The following is a 19012-nucleotide window of genomic DNA, read 5'->3' as shown; positions in this document are numbered from 1 at the left end:
GGGCGGGGGAGCACGGATGCGCGGCGCGGTCGGCGCGGCGCCCGACGTACCTGGGAGAAGGCCCATGCATACATCGCTGTACGAGCCGCGGTTTGAGCACGACGCCTGCGGCGTGGGGTTCGTGGCCCGCGTTTCCGGCCACCCGGGGCACGACATTCTGCGCATGGCGCTGGGCGCGCTCGCCTCGCTGGAGCACCGCGGCGCGACCTCCGCGGACGGCAGCAGCGGCGACGGCGCGGGGGTGATGACGCAGATTCCCCGCGCGCTCCTGGCCCGCGAGGCGGCGGCGCTCGGGCTTTCCCTTGACGACACGGACGAGATCGCGCTTGGGATGCTGTTCGCCGACGCGGACGGGCTCGCGGAACGGGCGCTGGAGACCGCGCTCGCCAAGCAGGGGCTGCGCGCCGCCGCGTGGCGCGCCGTGCCGGTCGATCCCGGCGCGCTGGGGGAACGCGCGCGGACGGAACTGCCGCGCATCGTGCAGGCGCTGGTCGTGGTGGATGGGCCGGACGTGGCGGATCTGGAGCGGCGGCTGTACCTGGCCCGCAAGGCGTTCGAGCGCTCCGGCGCTCCGGGATACGTCTGCTCGCTTTCGTCGCGGACCGTGGTCTACAAGGCGCTTTCCGCCGCGCACGCGCTCGCCGATTTCTATCCCGATCTCGCCGATCCGCTGTACCAGACGGCCGTCGCCGTCTATCACCAGCGCTACGCCACCAACTCGCTGCCGTCGTGGAACCTGGCGCAGCCTTTCCGCATGCTGGCGCATAACGGTGAAATCAATACGCTGTGGTCCAACCGCGCGTGGATGGACGTACGCCAGGCGGAACTGCCGGCGGAACTGCATCCGCTGCTCCCCGCGGACGGGTCCGACTCCGCCGCGCTGGACGCCGCGCTGGAACTGCTCGCCCGCAATGGCCGCGGCGCGGCGCATTCGCTCAGCATGCTCGTCACTCCCGCGTGGGAGGAGACGGGGGATGAGTTGCCGCCAGAAGTGCGCGCCTTCTTTCACGCCCACGCGCCGCTGCTGGAGCCGTGGGATGGGCCCGCCGCTGTCGTCTTCTGTGATGGCGGACGCGTCGGTGCCGCGCTGGACCGCAACGGCCTGCGCCCCTGCCGCTACCACATCACCGACGACGGGCTGGTGATCGCCGGTTCCGAGGCGGGCGCCGTGCCGCTGGACCCTCACCACGTCGTGGAAAAAGGCCGGCTCGGACCGGGGCAGATGCTCCTGGTGGACGTGGACGCCGGCCGCATTCTGCGCGACGACGAGATCAAGCACGGGCTGGCGCGCGACCACGCCGCCCCGCGCTGGTCCGCCGTTCCGCTGGCGGCTTCGGAGGGTGCGCCGCCGCTCGGGCTGGACGCGCTGAGCCGGATGCAGCGCGCGTTCGGCATCACGCGCGAGGACCTGCAGTTCATCCTGATGCCCATGTGGGACGCGGGCGCCGAGGCGATCTGGTCCATGGGCGACGACACGCCCGTACCGCCGCTCTCGCGCGTGCCCCGCCCCGTGCATGCCTTTCTGCGGCAGCGGTTTGCGCAGGTCACCAATCCGCCCATCGACCCGCTGCGCGAAAAGCGGGTGATGTCGCTGCGCACCTGGCTCGGCCCGCGCCCCTCGCTCTTTGACGAGGCGGAGCGCACGCGCCTGTTCGAGCTCGCCTCGCCCCTTCTGGACCGCGGAACGATGGCGGCGCTGCGTGCGCAGGACCTCGTCCGCGTGGCGGAAATCGACTGCACCTTTTCCGTCCGTGACGGGCTTCAGACGCGCGTCGCCGCCCTCGCGGACGAGGCGGAACGTGCGGTGCGTGGCGGCGCGGGGCTGCTGGTGATGACGGACCGCGGCGTGGGGGCGGAGCGTCCGGCGGTCCCGCTGGCCCTCGCCGTCGGAGCCGCGCACCACCGGCTGGTGCGGACGGGGCTGCGGACGCGCGCCGGCATCGTGGCGGAGGCGGGCGACTGCTGGGACGTGCACGCGGTGGCCGTGCTCATCGGCTGCGGCGCGACGGTGGTGCATCCGTGGATGGCGCTGGAGTGCGCGCTGGCGACGGGCGTCCCCGGTGCGGAGGGGCGGGTGATCGACGCGCTGGAGACCGGGCTGCGCAAGGTGATGTCGCGCATGGGCATATCCACCGTGGCCAGCTACCGCGGCGGGCAGATGTTCGAGGCGCTGGGCCTGGCGGACGAGGTGGTGGACGCGTGCTTCCGCGGGATGCCGTCGCGCATCGCGGGTGTCGGCTTCGGTGCGTTCGGGGCGGATGCGGCGGCGCGCGCGGTGGCGGCTTTCGCGGAGGATGAGCCGGACCTGGGCGATCCCGGCCGCGTCCGCTTTCGCCGCGGCGACGACGCGGAGCACCACGCGTGGAGCCCGCCCGCCGTCCGCGCCCTGCAGCGCGCTTCCGGGAGCGCCCGCGGCGCCGGGCAGGGCACGCCGGACCGCGGCGCGTGGGAGGAACTGCAGCGGCTGGCCACGGACGGCGCGCCGCGTCAGCTTCGCGATCTGCTGGATTTTCTCCCCGCGGGGCCGGAGGTGCCGCTGGACGAGGTGGAGCCCGCGACGGAAATCGTCCGGCGCTTCGTGAGCAGCGCCATGTCGCTGGGCGCGCTTTCCCCGGAGGCGCACCAGGCCATCACCGTGGGGATGAACCGCCTGGGCGCGCGCTCCAACTCCGGCGAGGGCGGCGAAGATCCGGCGTGGTACCGCGCCGGGGGCGGCGACCGGCTGGACAGCCGCGTAAAGCAGGTAGCGTCGGGCCGCTTCGGGGTGACGACGCAGTACCTGGCCCGCGCGGAGGAGCTGGAAATCAAGATCGCGCAGGGCGCCAAGCCGGGCGAAGGCGGGCAGCTTCCCGGGCAGAAGGTGACGGAGCTGATCGCGCGCCTGCGCCACGCGCAGCCCGGCGTGCCGCTCATCAGCCCGCCGCCGCACCACGACATCTACAGCATCGAGGACTTGGCGCAGCTCATTCACGATCTCAAGGCCGTCAACCCGCGCGCGGCGGTGGGCGTCAAGCTCGTCGCGCAGGCGGGTGTGGGCACGGTGGCGGCCGGGGTGGCCAAAGCGTACGCGGAGTACATCGCCATCGCGGGGCACGCGGGGGGCACGGGTGCGTCGCCCATCAGCAGCATCAAGTACACGGGCGTGCCGTGGGAGCTGGGGCTGGCGGAGGCGCAGCAGGTTCTGGTGCGCAACGGATTGCGCGGCCGTGTCCGCCTGCGTGTGGACGGCGGGCTGCGCACGGCGCGCGACGTGGTGGCGGCCGCGCTGCTGGGCGCGGAGGAGTTCGGGTTCGGCACGGCGCCGCTGGTGGCCATCGGGTGCGACATGGCGCGGCAGTGCCACCGGGACAGCTGCCCGGCGGGAATCGCCACGCAGTCGCCGGAGCTGCGGGAGCGCTTTCGGGGGACGCCGGAGCAGGTGGTCGCCTTCTTCCTTCACTTGGCGGAAGACGTGCGGGCGCTGCTGGGACGGCTCGGTTTCCGCCGCCTGGAGGACGCGGTGGGGCGGGTGGACGTGGTGCGGCAGGTGCGCGCGCCGGCGGGAATCGATCTGTCGCGCATGCTCGCCGTCCCCAAGGGGGATGAGCTCCGCTGCACGCAGCCCCGCAACCCGCGGCCGCATGCGCGTCCCGCGCTGGACGAGCGCTTCACGGCGGACGCGCTCGCGGCGATCCGCGCGGGCAATCCGTTTCGCGCCTCGTACCGCATCCGCAACGGCGACCTGACGGTAGGCGCCGGGCTGGCTGGCGCGCTGGCGGGCGACCTGGACCTGCCGGTGCCGCCGTCCATCGACCTGGCGTTCACGGGATCGGCGGGACAGTCGTTTGGCGCCTTTGCCGTGCACGGAACGCGGCTCACGCTCATCGGCGAAGCGAACGACTATGTCGGCAAGGGGCTGTGCGGGGGCGAACTGGTGCTGCGCCCGGACGGGCTGGCCGCGCGGGATCCGTCGCGCAGCGTCATCCTGGGCAACGTGGCGCTGTACGGGGCCACGGCGGGGCGGCTGTTCGCGGCGGGGCGGGCGGGGGAGCGCTTCGCGGTGCGCAACTCCGGCGCGCTGGCCGTGGTGGAGGGGGTGGGCGACCACGGCTGCGAGTACATGACGGGCGGCACCGTCGTGGTCCTGGGCCGCACGGGGTGGAACTTCGCGGCGGGGATGACGGGCGGCGCGGCGTACGTGCTGGACCCGCGCGCCCTGTTCGCCGACCGCGTGAACACCGGCACCGTGACGCTGCGGCGGCCGTCGCGCGCGGAGCTGGACCGGCTGCGTGCCTGGGTGCGCGAGCACGAGGAGCTGACCGGAAGCCGCCACGCCGGCGCACTGTTGAATGACTGGCGGATGGTCTCGCGCACGTTCTGGCGCGTGTCGCCGGTGGCGGCGGGCGTGCCGGAGGCCGCGGTGGCCAGCGCGGACGCGGGTGCGTTCTTCCGCTGACGCGAACCGGACGGGAACGATCAAGGCCGCCCGGGATGGTTCCGGGCGGCCTTGATCGTTCGTAGCAGATGGGCCGGCGTTCTATGCGGCTCCGGTGCACGGCCAGCAGGTACACGCGGCTTCGGCGGCGTGCGCGGGCTTGCGGCGCGGGGCGGCCTCGCGGGCCGGCGCGGCTGCCCGGTGGGCGGCGAGCGCGGCGGCCGTGGGAAACGACTGCACGCTCAGCAGATCGGCATCCAATCGGAGCTTTTCCATCGCGTCCTCCCTCCAGCGGTGTGACTCAGCGTCCGCCCGGCGGCCTCACGGCGGGGCTCCCATCCCAACGACGCTGTCCTTATCAGACAGAGATCAGGTGCAAACGGGGCGCCATGCGCGGCACAGGCGCCGCGGGCCGCCCATGCCAGTGATTTGCGGATGAACGGAACGGTGGATGACGGATCCGGTGTCGCCGGTCGCGGCCGGAACGTGTCCCACTTCTGTCGCAATCCGGTCTGGACCTCCCGGCGCCCACGGCGGTACGACGGCCGTGCTGTTCCGCGTCCCTCCAGCCTGACGCCCCATGCGCATCCCGTTTCTGCTCGTGTCCCTGGCACTGGCCGCCGCTCCGGTGGCGGCCCAGGGCGTCCTGATCTCCGCCGGGTGCGAGCGCGCCTGCCCCGGCGGCCGGAGCGCCCCTGCGCGGGTGCCTATCGACTCCGTCCGCGTGTTCGCCACGCTGCGGGACACGCTGGCGCAGACGTCGGTGGATCATGTGTTTCGCAATGTAGCAGGCGAAATGCTTGGCGCGGACCTCTTCGTTCCCCTGCCGGCTGACGCCACCGTCCTGCACGTCTCCGTGTTCGACGGCGTGCGGACGGTTCAGTACGACGAGTTCTCCGCGCCGGAGGCGTCACGGCACCGGCTGGACAGTCTCGCCCGCGCGAGGCCCGGCCTTCGGCTCCCCGGCTATCGCGGGATGACGCTCATCCACGTGCCGGTCGCGCCCATTCCCGCCGGTGGTGAGCGGCGCGTCCAGGTCCGCTACCACCAGCCGCTCGCGCCGCGCGGCGGGGTGATGGCCTACCGTTTCCCGCTCGCGGCGGGCGGCGGGCGCGCGCCGTACGGCACGTTGCGCATGGTGCTGGATGTGCGGACGCTGGCGGGATTCGATGATCTCGCCGTCCTCAGCCATCCGGCGAGCGTTTCGTGGGGAAGCGAGATGGCCCGCTGTCCGCCGACCCATGCCTGCGGATACCGCGGCGTCCCTTCCACGCGGGTGCAGATCGTACGGCTGGATGGCGGGCCGGAAACGCAGGCGCGCGACTTGGAACTGCGCTACACGCCGTCCGCCGCGGGGCCGGACTCCCCGGCGGCGTGGCCGGAGTAGGCGGACTCCGGCGGACCGAACCGTTGCACGCGGGACCCGCGCGGGCCAGCTTGACGCGGTGTGTCGGCGGATTGACCTCGCTCTTCGATCCATCATGTTCCTGAAAGCGGCGCTGAACGGCGCACGATCCACCGCGTATCACCCGCGCGTGCCCATCACCGCCCAGCAGCTCGCGGCGGACGCGCGCGCCGCGGTGCAGGCCGGCGCGGATGCCATCCACCTGCACGTTCGTGGCGAGGATGGCATGGAAACGCTTGCGGGCGATGAACTTGCCCGTACGCTGGCCGCGGTGCGCGCATCCATCCCCGGAACGCCGGTGGGCGTCACGTCGCGGCTGCCCATCGTCGGCTCGCCGGCGGAGCGGCTGCGGCTGGCGCGTGGGTGGACGGCGCTGCCGGACTTTGTCTCGGTCAATTTTGATGAGGAGGGCTCGCCGGAACTGGCGGAGCTTCTGCTGGCGCGCGGCGTGGGCGTGGAGGCGGGGCTGGCCGATGCGGACGCCGCCCGTGCGCTGCTCGCCAGCGGGCTGTCCGCGCATTGTCTGCGGATTCTGATCGAGCCGCGCGAGGAAGACGTGGACGCCGCACGCGCGACGGTTTCCGCCATCGACGGGATTCTGAGCGGGGCCGGCGCAGCCGCGCCGCGGGTGGTTCACGGCGTAGACGCGACTGCCTGGCCGTTGCTGAACTACGCGGGCGGGCGCGGGTGGGGAATGCGCATCGGGTTCGAGGATACGCGCGATCTGATGGACGGCAGCCCGGCTGCGGATAATGCCGCCTTGGTCCTCGCCGCGCGCGCGCTCCTTTCGTCTCCTCTGTGCTCCGTCCGCGGCGGCTGAGCTTCGGGCGGGACGATGGCGCCGCAGCCACTCCCGCCCGCCCGACTCGGCCGCGTCCTCTCTGTATCCGCGCCTTCATCCTCCTCTCCAGCCACGGCCTGACCATGCGCACCTACGTGTTGACCACCGGGATCATCTTTGCGCTGATTGTGGCGGCGCACGTGTCGCGGATGGTCGCGGAGTCCGCGGCGCTTGCACGCGATCCGGTCTACCTCCTCATCACCCTGGTGACGGGCGGGCTCAGCGCGTGGGCGCTGGTTCTACTTCGCCGCACCCCCGCATCGCGATCCCTCTGAGCGTCAGCCGCGCTCGCCGGACAGAAAACGCCCGGCGCCCGCGTTCTCCGCATCCACGAGACAGCCATACCGGCGGTAAGGACGCGATCTTCCGCGTGCTCGCCGCCGGGAAGCGCGCCGCTCACCGATTGCGGAGGAGCACGACATGGGGAACGAGTACACGTTTGCCGTCGCCAGCCGCTATGTCCTGCTCCTGCTGCCGGGTGTCGCCGCCGCATTCTGCCATGTTCCGCTGGCGTGGCAGGACGTCCTTGTGTACGGCGTGATGGCGTGCGCCGTCCTGTTCGTCCACACCATGCCCGCGGCGCGATTCGCGCGCCGTGCGCCCGAGCCGTGGGCGGGATGGATGGCGGCGCACGCGGCCCGCGCCCACTCGTTCGGCGGGGTGGGCGTCCTCATCTGCGCGGCGATTCTGGACCGGGTGCCTCAGGAAATTCCCGGTGAGCCGGGCGGCATGCAGATTCAGAAGCTGTGGGTGGAAGAAGGGCCGTCGCTGCTCTCCCTGTGCACCGGGATCGGCATCTACACGCTCCTGTCCGTGTGCTGGGCGCTGATGGCGGGCGCCGTTGCGCGGCGGATCGGGGGCGTGATGGAGCCTGAGCCGGACGTCCACCGCTTCCGCATCCGGCGCCCCCGGCTGGACCACCCGGCATGATCACGCCGCGCCGGATCGCGTGGATGGCCATCGTCACCGCGGTTTCCATCCACCTCGCGATGGTGCTGCTCTACGGCGCAATGACGGACTGGAATTTCTCCCAGCCCTGCACGCGCAACCAGCCCGCGATTCCGCCGCCGTTCGTCATCCACTTCATCCAGTTCGCCGCCAGCCCCTCGGATCTGTTCCGCGATGCGCCCCTGACGCTCATCTACCGGTTGAACCTGCTGTTCTGGTTCGTGGCGATCCTGGTTCTGCTTCATGCGATGGCGCTGGTCGCGCGGCTCAGGGTGCGGCTGGTCGCCGGCGCTACGCCGACAGATCGCCGCATCCGGCTCGCGCGGTGGAAGGACGTGCGCGCCAGCCACATGGCGGTGCTCGCGCTCCTGATGATCGTCCCCGCCGCCATCTCCGGCGCGCGGGCCCGCGATGCGTGGCTGGCGGAAGCCGAACGGGTGCTCGCGGCCACGCTCAGCGCCGTCTCGGCCGGGCGCCAAGCACCGGACGGAGTGGAGTTCACGATGTACGAGTGGGTGGGCGATAATCTCGTGGATCGGCGACCGGAGGGCGCGTTTGTGGTGGAGGTCGATCCGGCGGAAGCAGGCGACCACGTTCTGGACCGGTTCGTAAGGCCGTTCTCCTACGGCGGAATCATCCAGTTCCAGTCAGGGAAGCGCTACGAGTTCAGCGTCTTTCGCGGCCATACCAGCGCACCCCGGGATGCCACCGGGTGGACGGTGTGGCTGGAGTCGCCGCCCAGGCCGCCCGCACGGTGGTAGCACGTCCGCCCCAGCCCGCGTGACGGCGCGGCTCCCGTCCGCACCGCGCATGCAGCGAGCGCCGATCGCAACGGTCCGCCCTCCATCCTCTTTTGACTCGCGATGACCCAACGGTGGCTTCGATGGATCGCGTTCATCCTCGCGCTGGCAATTAACGGCGCGGCGATCGTGGTTTACGGCATCATCACGGACTGGTGCTTCTGCGCGATCTGCGGGGTTCCCGAGCCGCCGGTTCCGCCGCCGTACATGATCCGGTTCCTGGAATTCGCCGTGTTTCCCGCCGGGCTCGTCACGAACGGACCGGGCGCCGACATCATCCTCATCGTCGGCGCGGCGGTGTGGTTCGTGATGATTCTGGCGCTGCTCAACGTGATGGCGTTCGTTGCGAGGATCCGCGTCCGCGCGCGGCGTGACGACGCGAGGGGTCGCTGGATCGGTCTTGCGCCGGCGGGCGCGGTGCGGGCCGCGCACATGCTCCTGCTCGCGGGCGTGCTGTTGGCGGCGGGCTTGGCCGCCGGAGCGCGGGCGCGGCGCGCGTGGCTGGCGGATGCGGAGCGGGTGTTCCGGACCACAATGGACGCCGCCGCTTCCAGCCCCCGGCTTCCGGCGGGGGTGGAGTTCAGGATGTACGACTGGGTCGGCGACGAGATGGTCGATGTGATCCCCGCGAGCGGCTACACCGTCCAGGTCGACCCGCGCGTGGCGGGAAATCACTTCCCGGACCGGTTCGTCACGCCCATGTCGTACGGGGGAACGGTCCGGTTCATCTCCGGAAAGCGCTACACGTTCAGCGTCTACCGACGCGATGGCGATCTGCTGGGAGATGGGCCCGGCTGGACCGTCTCCCTGGACCCGCCGCGGCGCCGGCCGCGCGAATACTGGTAGCCCCGGGCCCGGCGTGAACTCGGCGCCGCCGGATCGCTGAAGCACAACTTCTTTCGCCGCTGCAACTTGCGGAGCGATTCACGCGTATGTGCCGGCCGGGCCGCATTGTGCGGCCCGGCCGCTTGCCGTGCCCGTGCACGCGAGCGATCATGTGCGCCCCGCAGCGGCGCTGCCTGTATGCTTCCCAGACCCACCGGCCCATGCCCCGACACACCCTGTCCGCCGTTCTCGCCCTTTCCGTCCTGTCCGCCCTTCCCGCGGCGGCGCAGGGGCTTGCCCCCTCCATCCCGGTGGAGGTCTTTGCCGGACGGCTGGACTTCAACTCCGATCTGGACCTGCCCGACCAGGAACTGGCCGGCGTGCGGCTGGGGCTGGACCTGGCCTCGTACATCGGCGTCCGCGGCTATTACTGGCGCGGGCTCAACGGTGACCGCGACGGATGGGCGCCGTTGCAGTCGTACGGCGCCGAAGCGCAGCTCAACCTGAACGCGGGCAACGGATTGACGCCGTTCCTGATCGGCGGGGCGGGGCGCATCGACTTCATGGATGGCTACGCGGACTCGGCGCTCGTGCAGCCGGACGACCGCGATGCCTTCATCGCCGGCGGCGGGCTGCGCCTGGACGTGGGACGGCTGGGGATCGTGGCCGCCGCGCGCGACTACCTGTTCGAACGCGACGCCGAATCGGGCGACGACCTCATCTCCAACATCCAGTACAGCGCGGGCTTGGCCTTTCGCCTGGGCGGACGCGGGCGGCGCGAGCCGGTGATGGCCACGCTGCCGCGCGTTATCCGCCAGACGCCGGACACCGTGTACGTGTCGCGCGACGCCACCGGCCGCGTGCACACGGAGGAGGCGCAGAACTTCGTCACTATCCCCGTGCCGAAAGAGGGCGAGATCTACCTGCGCTACGGCCCGGCGGATTCCACCGGCGTCAGCCGCGCGCCGCGGGTGCAGGCCGGCGCGCCCACGCAGGGCGATCTGGAAGCGGTGCGCGCGCGGCTGGTGGCCGATCTGCAGCCCGTGCTGCGGCAGATGCTGGAAAGCGAGCGGGCCCAGATCCGCGAGATGATCCGCCAGGAACTGGACCGCATGCCCAGCGCCGGGCTGAGCGCGGACGCGGAGCAGCGGCTGCTGGAGAACCTGGAGGCGCGCCTGGCGCTGCGGATGCGCGACGAACTCGGCCGCCCGCTGGTGGTGGACACGGCGGGCCGGGTGGTCGCCGTCCGCCCGGCGGACGGGGCGCGCCGCTTTCAGCCGGGGATTCGCGAGGTACGGCCATACCTGGGCGGCAATGTGGATGATCCCACGCAGTTCATCGCCGGGGTGCGGCTGGACATGGGCCCGTTTGACGCCGCCCGGCCGCGGCTGCGGCTGGTGCCGGACGCGTCCATCGGAATCGGCCACGGCACGGCGGCGGTGATGATCGCGGCGCACGCGCAGTACGACGTGTTCCCGCTGAACCTGGGCGGGCGCGTAGTGGAGCCGTACGTGTACGCGGGTCCGGGGGCGCTGTTCTTTGGCGATCCGCCGCGCGGCCGCGCCAAGGCCGAGGCCGTGCTGAACGCGGGCTACGGCGTCAGCACCGCCCTTCCCGGCGACCGCGGGCGCTTCTTTGTCGAGCACCAGGGCGTGGATCTGTTCGACCTGAACCGCGTGCTCGTCGGCCTGCGGCTCTGAGTGCCTGTCGAGGAACCGCGTCCCTAATCCTGAGCGAAGCTCAAGGCACCTGCGCCTCCAGTGCTCTGCGGTCGGAATACGGGCAGGTTTGCTCGGCGGGGGAGGCGTCCTGGGTTGACCGCCGGCGTGGTAGGATATATCATCATACCATGCCAAAAACGAAAGTGGCGGTCACGATTGAGGCCGGACTGCTGGATGAACTCGATCTGCTCGTAAGGCAGCACCGGTTCGCCAACCGCAGCCAGGCGATCGAATCCGCGGTGTCCGAGCAGCTTACCCGTCTGCGCCGCACCCGGCTGGCGGAAGCCTGCGCCATGCTCGATCCGCTGGAGGAGCGCCAGCTGGCCGAAGAAGGGCTTGGCGCCGACCTGGATGCCTGGCCGGAGTACTAGCCATGCGGATTCGCCGGGGAGAGATCCGCTGGGCCGACCTGGACCCGGTGCGCGGGCGTGAGCAGGCGGGGCGGCGGCCGGTGCTGATCCTGAGCGCAGACGTGTTCAACGACAGGTCAGGCACGGTGATCGCCGTCGCGGTCACCAGCCAGCCCCAGCGCGCCGGGTTTCCGCTTGTGCTGGAGCTTGCCACCGCGAATCTGCCCAAGAAATCGTGGATCAAGATCAGCCAGATTCGCACGCTTGCGGTCGAGCGCATCGGCGACTTTCTGGGCGTCACCAGCCCCGAAGAACTCGCCCGGGTGGTGGAGGGGCTGAACGAGATTGTTGGTGCCTGACGCGCTGTTCGGGTGATTTCTGCGCGCCCTGCGGCTCTGAGCGCCGCCCGGGGGGAGGATGTGACGCGGGCCGGCTTCCATGGGGAGGCCGGCCCCGCGTCCGTTTTCGGCCATCAACCGGCCGCGGCGAACCGGCGGGGGAGGAAGATGGCGAGTGGGGAAACCGTCCGGGTGGAGCCGACTACTCAACCCGGTCCCGCGAATTCCCGCGTCGAAATGCCGCACCCTCTCCCTTCCCGTCCCGGAGAACGCCATGAGCCTCCTTGGCCCGCTGGAAAAGCTGATTCCGCAGCCCGATCCCGAAAAACGCGACTTCAAGAGCGGACTTCTGGAAATCCGCGACAAGACCATCAAGCTGGGCGACAACGTCTACTCGATCGCGAACATCGCTTCCATCAGCGTGCTGGATCTTCGCACGCCGGTTCCGTGGATCTTCTGGCTTCTGCTCGGGGTGGCCGCGTTGGCCGTGATGTACGGCGGACGGGCAAGCTTTGCGGCGGTACCCGCGCTGTACTGCGCGCTCGCCGTGTTCATCAAGCACTGGCTGGAGAAAAGCGCCGCCGACTTCAAAATCGTCGTTTCCATGAACAGCGGCGGCAGCGCAAGCATCTTCAGCGACGAGCAGGAGTTTCTGAGTTCCATCGCCGCCGAACTGTACGGCGTCATTGAACTCGGCATTCCCTCCCACGCCGCCTACAACATCGACCAGAACGTGAGGCTGGAAGGCGTCGCGGGCTCGCCGATCATCGTCAGCGGCGTGGCGAGCGGCGCCATAAGCAACGTGCTGGCCGGAGCGCAGGCCTGATGGAAGCACAGCGGACGGATGGGGATGACGTTCACCGGAGCATGGTTTCCGCCGGCCTGATTTTCACCGCAAGCGTCAATCCGCCGGCGGGGGAACTGCGCGTCCAGGAGCTTCAGCGCCTGCTGTGGCAGGTGGCGGTGATGCTGCCGGAGATGCCACTTCGCGACACGGACAGGGCTGAAGCGCGGGCGGAACTGCGCACGGTGCAGGCGCAGCTCGGCTCGCCCCGGCCCAAGCTGACCATCCTGCGCGAAAGCCTGCACACGATCCGCGGGATGCTGGCCGGCATTCCGGACGCCGCCGGGTACGGGTACCTCGTCCAGACGGTGGATCAACTGGCGCCGTAGCCGTGCCCGTATCCGCTTCTCCAGCCTCGTCCGATCCAGGCCGGGGCTGTCGTTGTTTGCGATGAGCGGGTTGAGGATTACCTTGATCCGGGTTCGCTTTTTCTGCGCTTCCGCGGCGGGATGGGGATGAGTCGTGATACGGAACGGATGTACCTCAACACGGGCGATGACCCGCTGTTCTGGCACGCGCCGGACGCGGCCGGTGGCGTGTTCGGGTCCATCGTGCCCGCGCCGCCGTTGCGCGGCATGGTGGAGCGCATCCATTTCGGCCACGAGTGGATCGATCCTGCGACTCCGCTGACGGAGCGCGTGCTGCCGGACGGCGGCGTGCATCTCATCTTCAACCTGGGTGACGCGCCGACGGAGCCCGGCTCGGGCGGGCACGCGTACGAGGCGCTGGGCGCGCGCTGCGAGCCGACGCTGGTCCGCATGGCGGGGCGCGTGGAGCAGGTGACGGTCACGCTGCGGCCCGGCGGAATGGCGTCGCTGCTCGGCCTTCCCGCGGGGGAGCTCGCCGGGCAGACCGTCGCGCTGGACGCGCTCTGGGGCGCACGCGCGGCGCGGGTGCTGGAGCAGGTGGCCGCCGCCGCGCCCGGCCGTCCGCGTGCGCTGGCGATGGAAGCCGTGCTTCTGGGGATGGCCGGCGGACGCGCGGACCGCACGGATCCCGCCGCGGCGGAGGCGGTGCGCATCATCACCCGGACGCGCGGGCGCATTCGCGTGCGGGAACTGGCGGCGGCGCTGGGCGTGGGAGAACGGCGGCTGGGACAGATCTTCACCCGCCACGTGGGGCTCGCGCCCAAGGCCGTCTGCCGCATCGCCCGATTCCGCGCGACGGTCAATCTGCTGCAGCACCAGCCGGAGCGCGCGTGGACCGACGTGGCGCTGGAGTGCGGCTTCTACGATCAATCGCACCTGGTCAACGAGTTCCAGGCGCTCGCGGGATTGGCGCCGGGCGACTTTCGCGACCGGGGCTGCGGATTTTTCCAAGACGCATCCGCCGCGGCCGCGTAGCTTTCCTCCATCGATCAAGACGCAGTTCATCGACACGAACGAGGGGAAAGCGGATGGCGGAAGACGAGATGCGTGGGGACGACCGGCCGCTCTGGGGCCGCGTGGCCGTGGTGACGGGCGCCAGCCGCGGGGCGGGGCGGGGGATCGCGCTGGAACTGGGCGCGGCGGGGGCGACGGTGTACGTCACCGGCCGCAGCACCCGCGCCGAGCCGGCGCGCGGCTACGACAACATCCTGCGCGAGAACGGGTTGGCCGCGCCGCCGGGGAGCATTGACGAGACCGCGGAGGAGGTCGCGCGGCTGGGCGGCACCGGTATCGCCGTCCGCGTAGACCACACGCGCGACGACGAGGTGCGTGCGCTGTTCGGCCGCGTGGAGGCGGAGCACGGCGGGCTGGACCTGCTCGTCAACAACGCGTGGGGCGGGCACGAGGCGTTCAGCGTCACGTCGTTCGGGGCGCCGTTCTGGGAACAGGACATGGACCAGTGGGACGCCATGTTCGACCGGGGCGTGCGCAACCACCTGCTCGCTAGCCGCATCGCCGCGCCCATCCTCATCCGCCAGAAGCGTGGATTGATCGTCACTACGACGTATTGGGACCGCGGCCACTATCTGAAGGGCAATCTGTTCTACGACGTCGCGAAGGCGTCGATGAACCGCCTCGCCTTTGCCATGGCGGAAGAACTGCGGCCGCACGGGGTTGCGTCCCTCGCCGTGTCACCGGGGTGGATGCGGACGGAACTGGTGCTGGCGTCGCAGAAGGCCACGGAGGAGACCTGGCGCGAACACCCGTCGCTGGCGCGAACCGAGTCGCCGCGCTACCTGGGCCGCGCCGTGGCCGCCCTCGCCGGGGACGTGGAGGTGCTGCGGAAGAGCGGTGGCATTCACCGCGTGGCCGACCTCGCCGCGGAGTACGGCTTTACCGACACGGACGGCCGCCTCGTCCCGCCGTTCGAGCTGGATGGCGAGTGAATCTGGCCGAAGTTTTGCCGAACATCAACGACGCAGCCGGGGGGAAAAGTGCCCGCCTTGGAGCACCCGCTCCCGTTGGAATCCCTTCACACCAGGGAAACACAAATGGCGAAGAACACGGGGAATGGAAGCCGCGTCGGCTCGGTCAACGGCCGCACGCAGTTTGAGACGCCGAGCGGCCACAACGCCAAGCGCGACACCGACACCGGCCAGATCATGGACGTGAAGACGTCGGACAAGGAGCCGTTCAAGGGTGTCGCCCGGGAACCGGACAAGCGCCGGTCGAAGTAGCTGAACCAGGGGAGCCGCCGGCGCGCGCCAGCAGCTCCTTCGCGTTCCGGCCGGGTTCATCGGACCGTCCGGCCCCCCTCCGCCATCTCTCGACAGCACACGGCACCCGGAGCGATTCGTCGCCCCGGGTGCCGTTCCGCGTCAGGGGGGCACGACGGATGTTTCGCGCGCGCCGTCCATCCTGTTTTCGCTCATCGACTTGGCGAAACCGGTGGAAACATGGGGCCGGCCGGGTGGTGTGTCTCAGGATTGTATCCGATGGGCCGGACTGCAACATCTCTCTTGCGGGCCGCCGGAAAGCGAGGTATTCTCTCCAGAGTTCTTTGAGAATGATTCTCAAACCCAACAACTCGGGCCCGTGAAGAAGAAGAATCGCAAGAACAAGAGCGCTCCCGCCCCGCAGGCGCCCGCCCCCAAGGGCCGCCCGCACTGGGCGCTCACCGGCGTGCTCGTGGCGTCCGCCGCGCTGGGCGGCGTGGCCGCTCCCGCCTTTGCGCAGGACGTTCCGCAGCCCGGAAACACCCGCGAGGCCACCCGCCGCTTCGACATCGAAGCCGGGCCGCTTTCCGAGGTTCTGGCGCAGTACGTCCGCACCACGGGCCTGGTCATCAACGATCCGGCGGACGTGGTGACGGGCATCCGCTCCGCGGGCGTGCGCGGCGTGATGACGGACGAGCAGGCGCTGCGCCGCATTCTGGGCACGACCGGGGTGACCTACCGCTACGTGACATCCCGCTCGCTGCGGCTGGAGCGCGGCGAGCTTCCGGTTTCGGTGGCCGATCGCACCACCGTGCTGGACCCGGTCACCGCGCTGGGGCGGCAGTCCATTTCGTCGCCCAAGTACACCGAGCCGCTGCGCGACGTCCCGCAGACGGTGACGGTGGTGCCGCAGGAGATCATTCAGCAGCAGGGCGCCACCACGCTGCGCGATGTGCTGCGCAACGTGTCCGGCCTGACGGTGAACGCGGGCGAGGGCGGCGCCACCCCGGGAGACAACTTCAACGTCCGCGGCTTCAGCGCGCGCAGCGACGTGTTCGTGGACGGCGTGCGCGACGTAGGTGGCTACTCGCGCGAAACGTTCAACATCGAACAGGTGGAAGTCGCCAAAGGCCCGGGATCGACGTACACCGGCCGCGGCTCCACCGGCGGCAGCATCAACCTGGTCACCAAGTCGCCGCTTCCGGTGCGGCGCTACTCCGGCACCGCGGGCGTGGGCACGGCCGACTTCCGCCGAGGCACGGTGGACATCAACCAGCCGCTGGGCGACGCGGGTCTTTCCGGCGCGGCGGTGCGGCTGAACGCGGCGTGGCAGGACGCGGGGATCGAGCAGCTGGACCGCGTGGAGCGGCAGAGCTGGGGCGTGGCGCCCTCCGCCGCGCTGGGGCTGGGCGGCGACACCCAGCTGACGCTGCAGTACTTTCACGCCGAGCAGGACAACGTGCCCAGCTACGGGCTGGCCAGCCAGGACAGCCTGCCCCGGGTGGACACGCACAACTTCTTTGGCCTGAGCGCGCTGGACCACGAGCGCGTCAAGGCGGACGAAGCGAACGGCCGGGTGGACCACAAGGTGTCGGAAAACCTGTCGCTGCGGCAGCAGTTCACCTGGCGGCGCTCGGACGTGGACCGCGTGGTGACCTCGGCCAACGCGGCCAACGGCGCGCGCACCAGCCGCTCGCACATCACGCACGACGAAAACCTGACCAGCCAGACGGTGGCGCGCGGCGGGCTCAACACCGGCGCGGTGCGGCACGACGTGGTGGCGGGGCTGGACGTGGCGCGCGAGCACGGCACGTTTGCGGGCTACACCTTTGCCGGCGCCGCCCCGGTCATTCCCGACCTGAACGATCCCGATCCGGACGTGCCGTACACCGGCACCATCACCCGCCGCCGCCCCACGCGCGACGCCACGGCCAACACCGCCGGCGTGTACGCGTTCGAGACCATGAAGATCGGCTCCAACCTGGAACTGAACGCGGGCGGGCGCTGGGACTACTTCCGCGCGGAGTACCAGGACTCGCTGGGCAAGCCGCTGGATCCGGCGGGGACCACGACGCGCGCCTTTACCTGGCGCGCGGGTGCGGTGGTCAAGCCGGTGGAGTCGGGAAGCATCTACGGCGCGTACGGCACGTCCTTCAATCCCTCCGGCGAAACACTGGCGCTGGACAGCCGCGGCAACGCGGACCTGGACCCGGAGCGCAGCCGCAGCATCGAGCTGGGCACCAAGTGGGACTTCTTCCGCTCGCGCCTGCTGCTGTCGCTGGCCGCGTTCCGGACGGAAAAGACCAACGCGCGCATCGCCAACCCCGACGACCCCTCGGGCCCGCAGATTCTGGCGGGCGACCAGCGGGTGGACGGCGTGGAACTGGGCGTGTCGGGGCGCGTGCTCCCCAGCTGGAGCCTGTTCGGCGGCTACACGTACATGGACAGCGAGATCGTGGAAGGCGCCGCGGCGGACGTGGGCAAGCCCATCGCCAACACGCCGCGCCACTCGGGATCCATCTGGAGCAGCGTGTCGCTTCCCATGGGCGCCGAGGTGGGCGCGGGCGTGCGCTACATGGGCGAGCGCTTCGTGCGCGGGGAGTTCTACAATCCCTCGTACACCACGGTGGACGCCGAGGCGGGCTACACCGTCAACGGCAGCCTGACGCTTCGGCTGAACCTGTACAACCTGACGGACGAAACGTACTACGACAGCAGCCGCTACTGGGTGCCCGCGGCCGGGCGCTCCGCGAGGCTGACCGCCGCCGTCAACTTCTGATCCGACAACACGGCGGCCCGGAGCGCATCCGCGTTCCGGGCCGCCTTCACGCTCTGACCATCAACATCGAATGCTGCTGCACATTCCCGACGTCCTGACCCCCGGGCAGGTGGTTGAGGCGCGCCAGAAGCTGAACGCCGCGCAGTGGGTGGACGGCAACGTCACCGCGGGCGCGCAGTCGGCGCAGGCCAAGAACAACATGCAGATCCCGGAAGATCATCCGGCGGCGCGCGAGGTGGGCGACCTGATCCTGCGCCAGCTGCAGCAGAACCCGCTCTTCATCGCGGCGGCGCTTCCGCTGCGCGTGTTTCCGCCGCTGTTCAACAGCTACGCGGGCGGGCAGTCGTTCGGCACGCACGTGGACAACGCCATCCGCCAGGTAAAGGGGACGGGGCACCGCATCCGCACGGACCTGAGCGCCACGCTCTTCCTGACCGATCCGGAGGACTACGACGGCGGCGAGCTTTCGGTGGAGGACACGTACGGCGTGCAGAGCGTAAAGCTCCCCGCTGGGCACATGATTCTGTATCCGGCCACGAGCCTGCACCACGTGCGGCCGGTGACGCGCGGCGCGCGCGTGTCCTCGTTCTTCTGGATCCAGAGCATGGTTCGCGACGATGGCCAGCGCACGCTGCTGTTCGATCTGGATACCACCATCCAGGGCCTCAGCCGCGACGTGCCGGACCACCCGGCCGCCGTGCAGCTGACGGGCGTGTACCACAACCTGCTGCGCCGCTGGGCCGACGCGTAGTCGTTTTCGGTCGATGGCGATCACAGCTCTCGATCGATGACGATCTTCGGTCGATGATGGAAAACGGGCCGCGCACCACCGATCGGGTGGCGCGCGGCCCGTTCTGCTGATCCGGCGACGGGAGCCGTTCGCGGCCTGGCCGATCGGGTGCTGGAGCGAATGGATTCGCCGCGACAAAGGCGGAAAGCCCCCGAACAGATGGGGGACTTCGCCGGAACGAACCAGCGGGTGCCAGCACGATCGTTATCGATCACGTAGCAATCCTTCCGCGCGGCGTGCGTTCTCTTTCATCCGCGAACCGGATGGATGGCGCTCAGAATCTTCTTGACCTTGGGCGCGGCGGGAGTAGCTTGGTCGGGCGGGTGGTTTTCGCGCCGGTTCATGGGGCGACACCCGCCCGCTCGCCCGGCGG

At 70.5% G+C, this 19012-nt stretch carries 18 protein-coding genes; 17 read left to right on the top strand and 1 reads right to left on the bottom strand.

Annotation, left to right across the window (positions count from 1 at the left end; translation table 11 throughout):
* Positions 1–64: 64 nt before the first annotated feature.
* A complete protein-coding gene (gene gltB, locus HNQ61_RS02010; RefSeq protein WP_183685452.1) occupies positions 65–4435 on the top strand; it encodes a glutamate synthase large subunit in 4371 nt (1456 codons plus the stop codon).
* A gap of 81 nt (positions 4436–4516) precedes the next feature.
* Here gltB and HNQ61_RS02005 read toward each other — a convergent pair whose 3' ends face one another.
* Positions 4517–4690: a hypothetical protein gene (locus tag HNQ61_RS02005; RefSeq protein WP_170031173.1), complete on the bottom strand. Its 174-nt coding sequence runs from the start codon at positions 4688–4690 to the stop codon at positions 4517–4519.
* 304 nt (positions 4691–4994) lie between these two features.
* Between HNQ61_RS02005 and HNQ61_RS02000 the strand changes: the two genes are divergently transcribed.
* The 16 genes from HNQ61_RS02000 (at position 4995) to HNQ61_RS01925 (ending at position 18600) form a co-directional block, all read left to right on the top strand.
* Positions 4995–5801, top strand: coding sequence for a hypothetical protein (locus tag HNQ61_RS02000; RefSeq protein WP_170031171.1), 807 nt, complete (start codon positions 4995–4997; stop codon positions 5799–5801).
* A gap of 94 nt (positions 5802–5895) precedes the next feature.
* Positions 5896–6639 carry a 3-keto-5-aminohexanoate cleavage protein gene (locus HNQ61_RS01995; protein ID WP_170031169.1) on the top strand — a complete coding sequence of 248 codons (744 nt, stop codon included), beginning with the start codon at positions 5896–5898 and terminating at the stop codon, positions 6637–6639.
* A 104-nt stretch (positions 6640–6743) separates the two neighbouring features.
* Positions 6744–6935 (top strand): hypothetical protein, encoded by a 192-nt coding sequence (locus HNQ61_RS01990; RefSeq protein WP_170031167.1) that lies wholly within the window; start codon positions 6744–6746, stop codon positions 6933–6935.
* A 145-nt stretch (positions 6936–7080) separates the two neighbouring features.
* Positions 7081–7590 carry a hypothetical protein gene (locus HNQ61_RS01985; protein WP_170031165.1) on the top strand — a complete coding sequence of 170 codons (510 nt, stop codon included), beginning with the start codon at positions 7081–7083 and terminating at the stop codon, positions 7588–7590.
* The gene (locus HNQ61_RS01980) at positions 7587–8369 is read left to right on the top strand and encodes a hypothetical protein (protein WP_183685454.1); all 783 of its coding nucleotides are present in this window, start codon (positions 7587–7589) and stop codon (positions 8367–8369) included. The genes HNQ61_RS01985 and HNQ61_RS01980 overlap by 4 nt, the downstream gene beginning before the upstream one ends.
* 102 nt (positions 8370–8471) lie before the next feature.
* Positions 8472–9254 (top strand): hypothetical protein, encoded by a 783-nt coding sequence (locus HNQ61_RS01975; protein ID WP_170031161.1) that lies wholly within the window; start codon positions 8472–8474, stop codon positions 9252–9254.
* A gap of 200 nt (positions 9255–9454) precedes the next feature.
* The gene (locus tag HNQ61_RS01970) at positions 9455–10933 is read left to right on the top strand and encodes a hypothetical protein (protein ID WP_170031159.1); all 1479 of its coding nucleotides are present in this window, start codon (positions 9455–9457) and stop codon (positions 10931–10933) included.
* 149 nt (positions 10934–11082) lie between these two features.
* A complete protein-coding gene (locus HNQ61_RS01965) occupies positions 11083–11325 on the top strand; it encodes a ribbon-helix-helix domain-containing protein (RefSeq protein ID WP_170031156.1) in 243 nt (80 codons plus the stop codon).
* Between the two features lie 2 nt (positions 11326–11327).
* Entirely contained in the window at positions 11328–11663 is a 336-nt protein-coding gene (locus tag HNQ61_RS01960; protein ID WP_170031154.1) for a type II toxin-antitoxin system PemK/MazF family toxin, read from the top strand.
* 154 nt (positions 11664–11817) lie between these two features.
* Positions 11818–12468 carry a hypothetical protein gene (locus tag HNQ61_RS01955; protein WP_170031152.1) on the top strand — a complete coding sequence of 217 codons (651 nt, stop codon included), beginning with the start codon at positions 11818–11820 and terminating at the stop codon, positions 12466–12468.
* Positions 12468–12815, top strand: coding sequence for a hypothetical protein (locus tag HNQ61_RS01950; protein WP_170031150.1), 348 nt, complete (start codon positions 12468–12470; stop codon positions 12813–12815). Before HNQ61_RS01955 ends, HNQ61_RS01950 begins: the two co-directional genes overlap by 1 nt.
* Before the next feature lie 126 nt (positions 12816–12941).
* Positions 12942–13829: a helix-turn-helix domain-containing protein gene (locus HNQ61_RS01945; protein ID WP_170031148.1), complete on the top strand. Its 888-nt coding sequence runs from the start codon at positions 12942–12944 to the stop codon at positions 13827–13829.
* 53 nt (positions 13830–13882) lie between these two features.
* A complete protein-coding gene (locus HNQ61_RS01940) occupies positions 13883–14800 on the top strand; it encodes an SDR family oxidoreductase (RefSeq protein ID WP_183685456.1) in 918 nt (305 codons plus the stop codon).
* Positions 14801–14905: 105 nt separating this feature from the next.
* On the top strand, positions 14906–15091 hold the full coding sequence (locus HNQ61_RS01935) for a hypothetical protein (protein WP_170031146.1): 186 nt from the start codon (positions 14906–14908) through the stop codon (positions 15089–15091).
* A 358-nt stretch (positions 15092–15449) separates the two neighbouring features.
* The gene (locus HNQ61_RS01930) at positions 15450–17849 is read left to right on the top strand and encodes a TonB-dependent siderophore receptor (RefSeq protein WP_170031144.1); all 2400 of its coding nucleotides are present in this window, start codon (positions 15450–15452) and stop codon (positions 17847–17849) included.
* 70 nt (positions 17850–17919) lie between these two features.
* Positions 17920–18600: a Fe2+-dependent dioxygenase gene (locus HNQ61_RS01925; protein ID WP_170031142.1), complete on the top strand. Its 681-nt coding sequence runs from the start codon at positions 17920–17922 to the stop codon at positions 18598–18600.
* Positions 18601–19012: the final 412 nt, after the last annotated feature.

The sequence above is a fragment of the Longimicrobium terrae genome, from assembly GCF_014202995.1.
GTDB lineage: Bacteria > Gemmatimonadota > Gemmatimonadetes > Longimicrobiales > Longimicrobiaceae > Longimicrobium > Longimicrobium terrae.
Note: the sequence above shows the minus strand (reverse complement) of the source record. Positions and strands in the feature narration are given on the sequence as shown.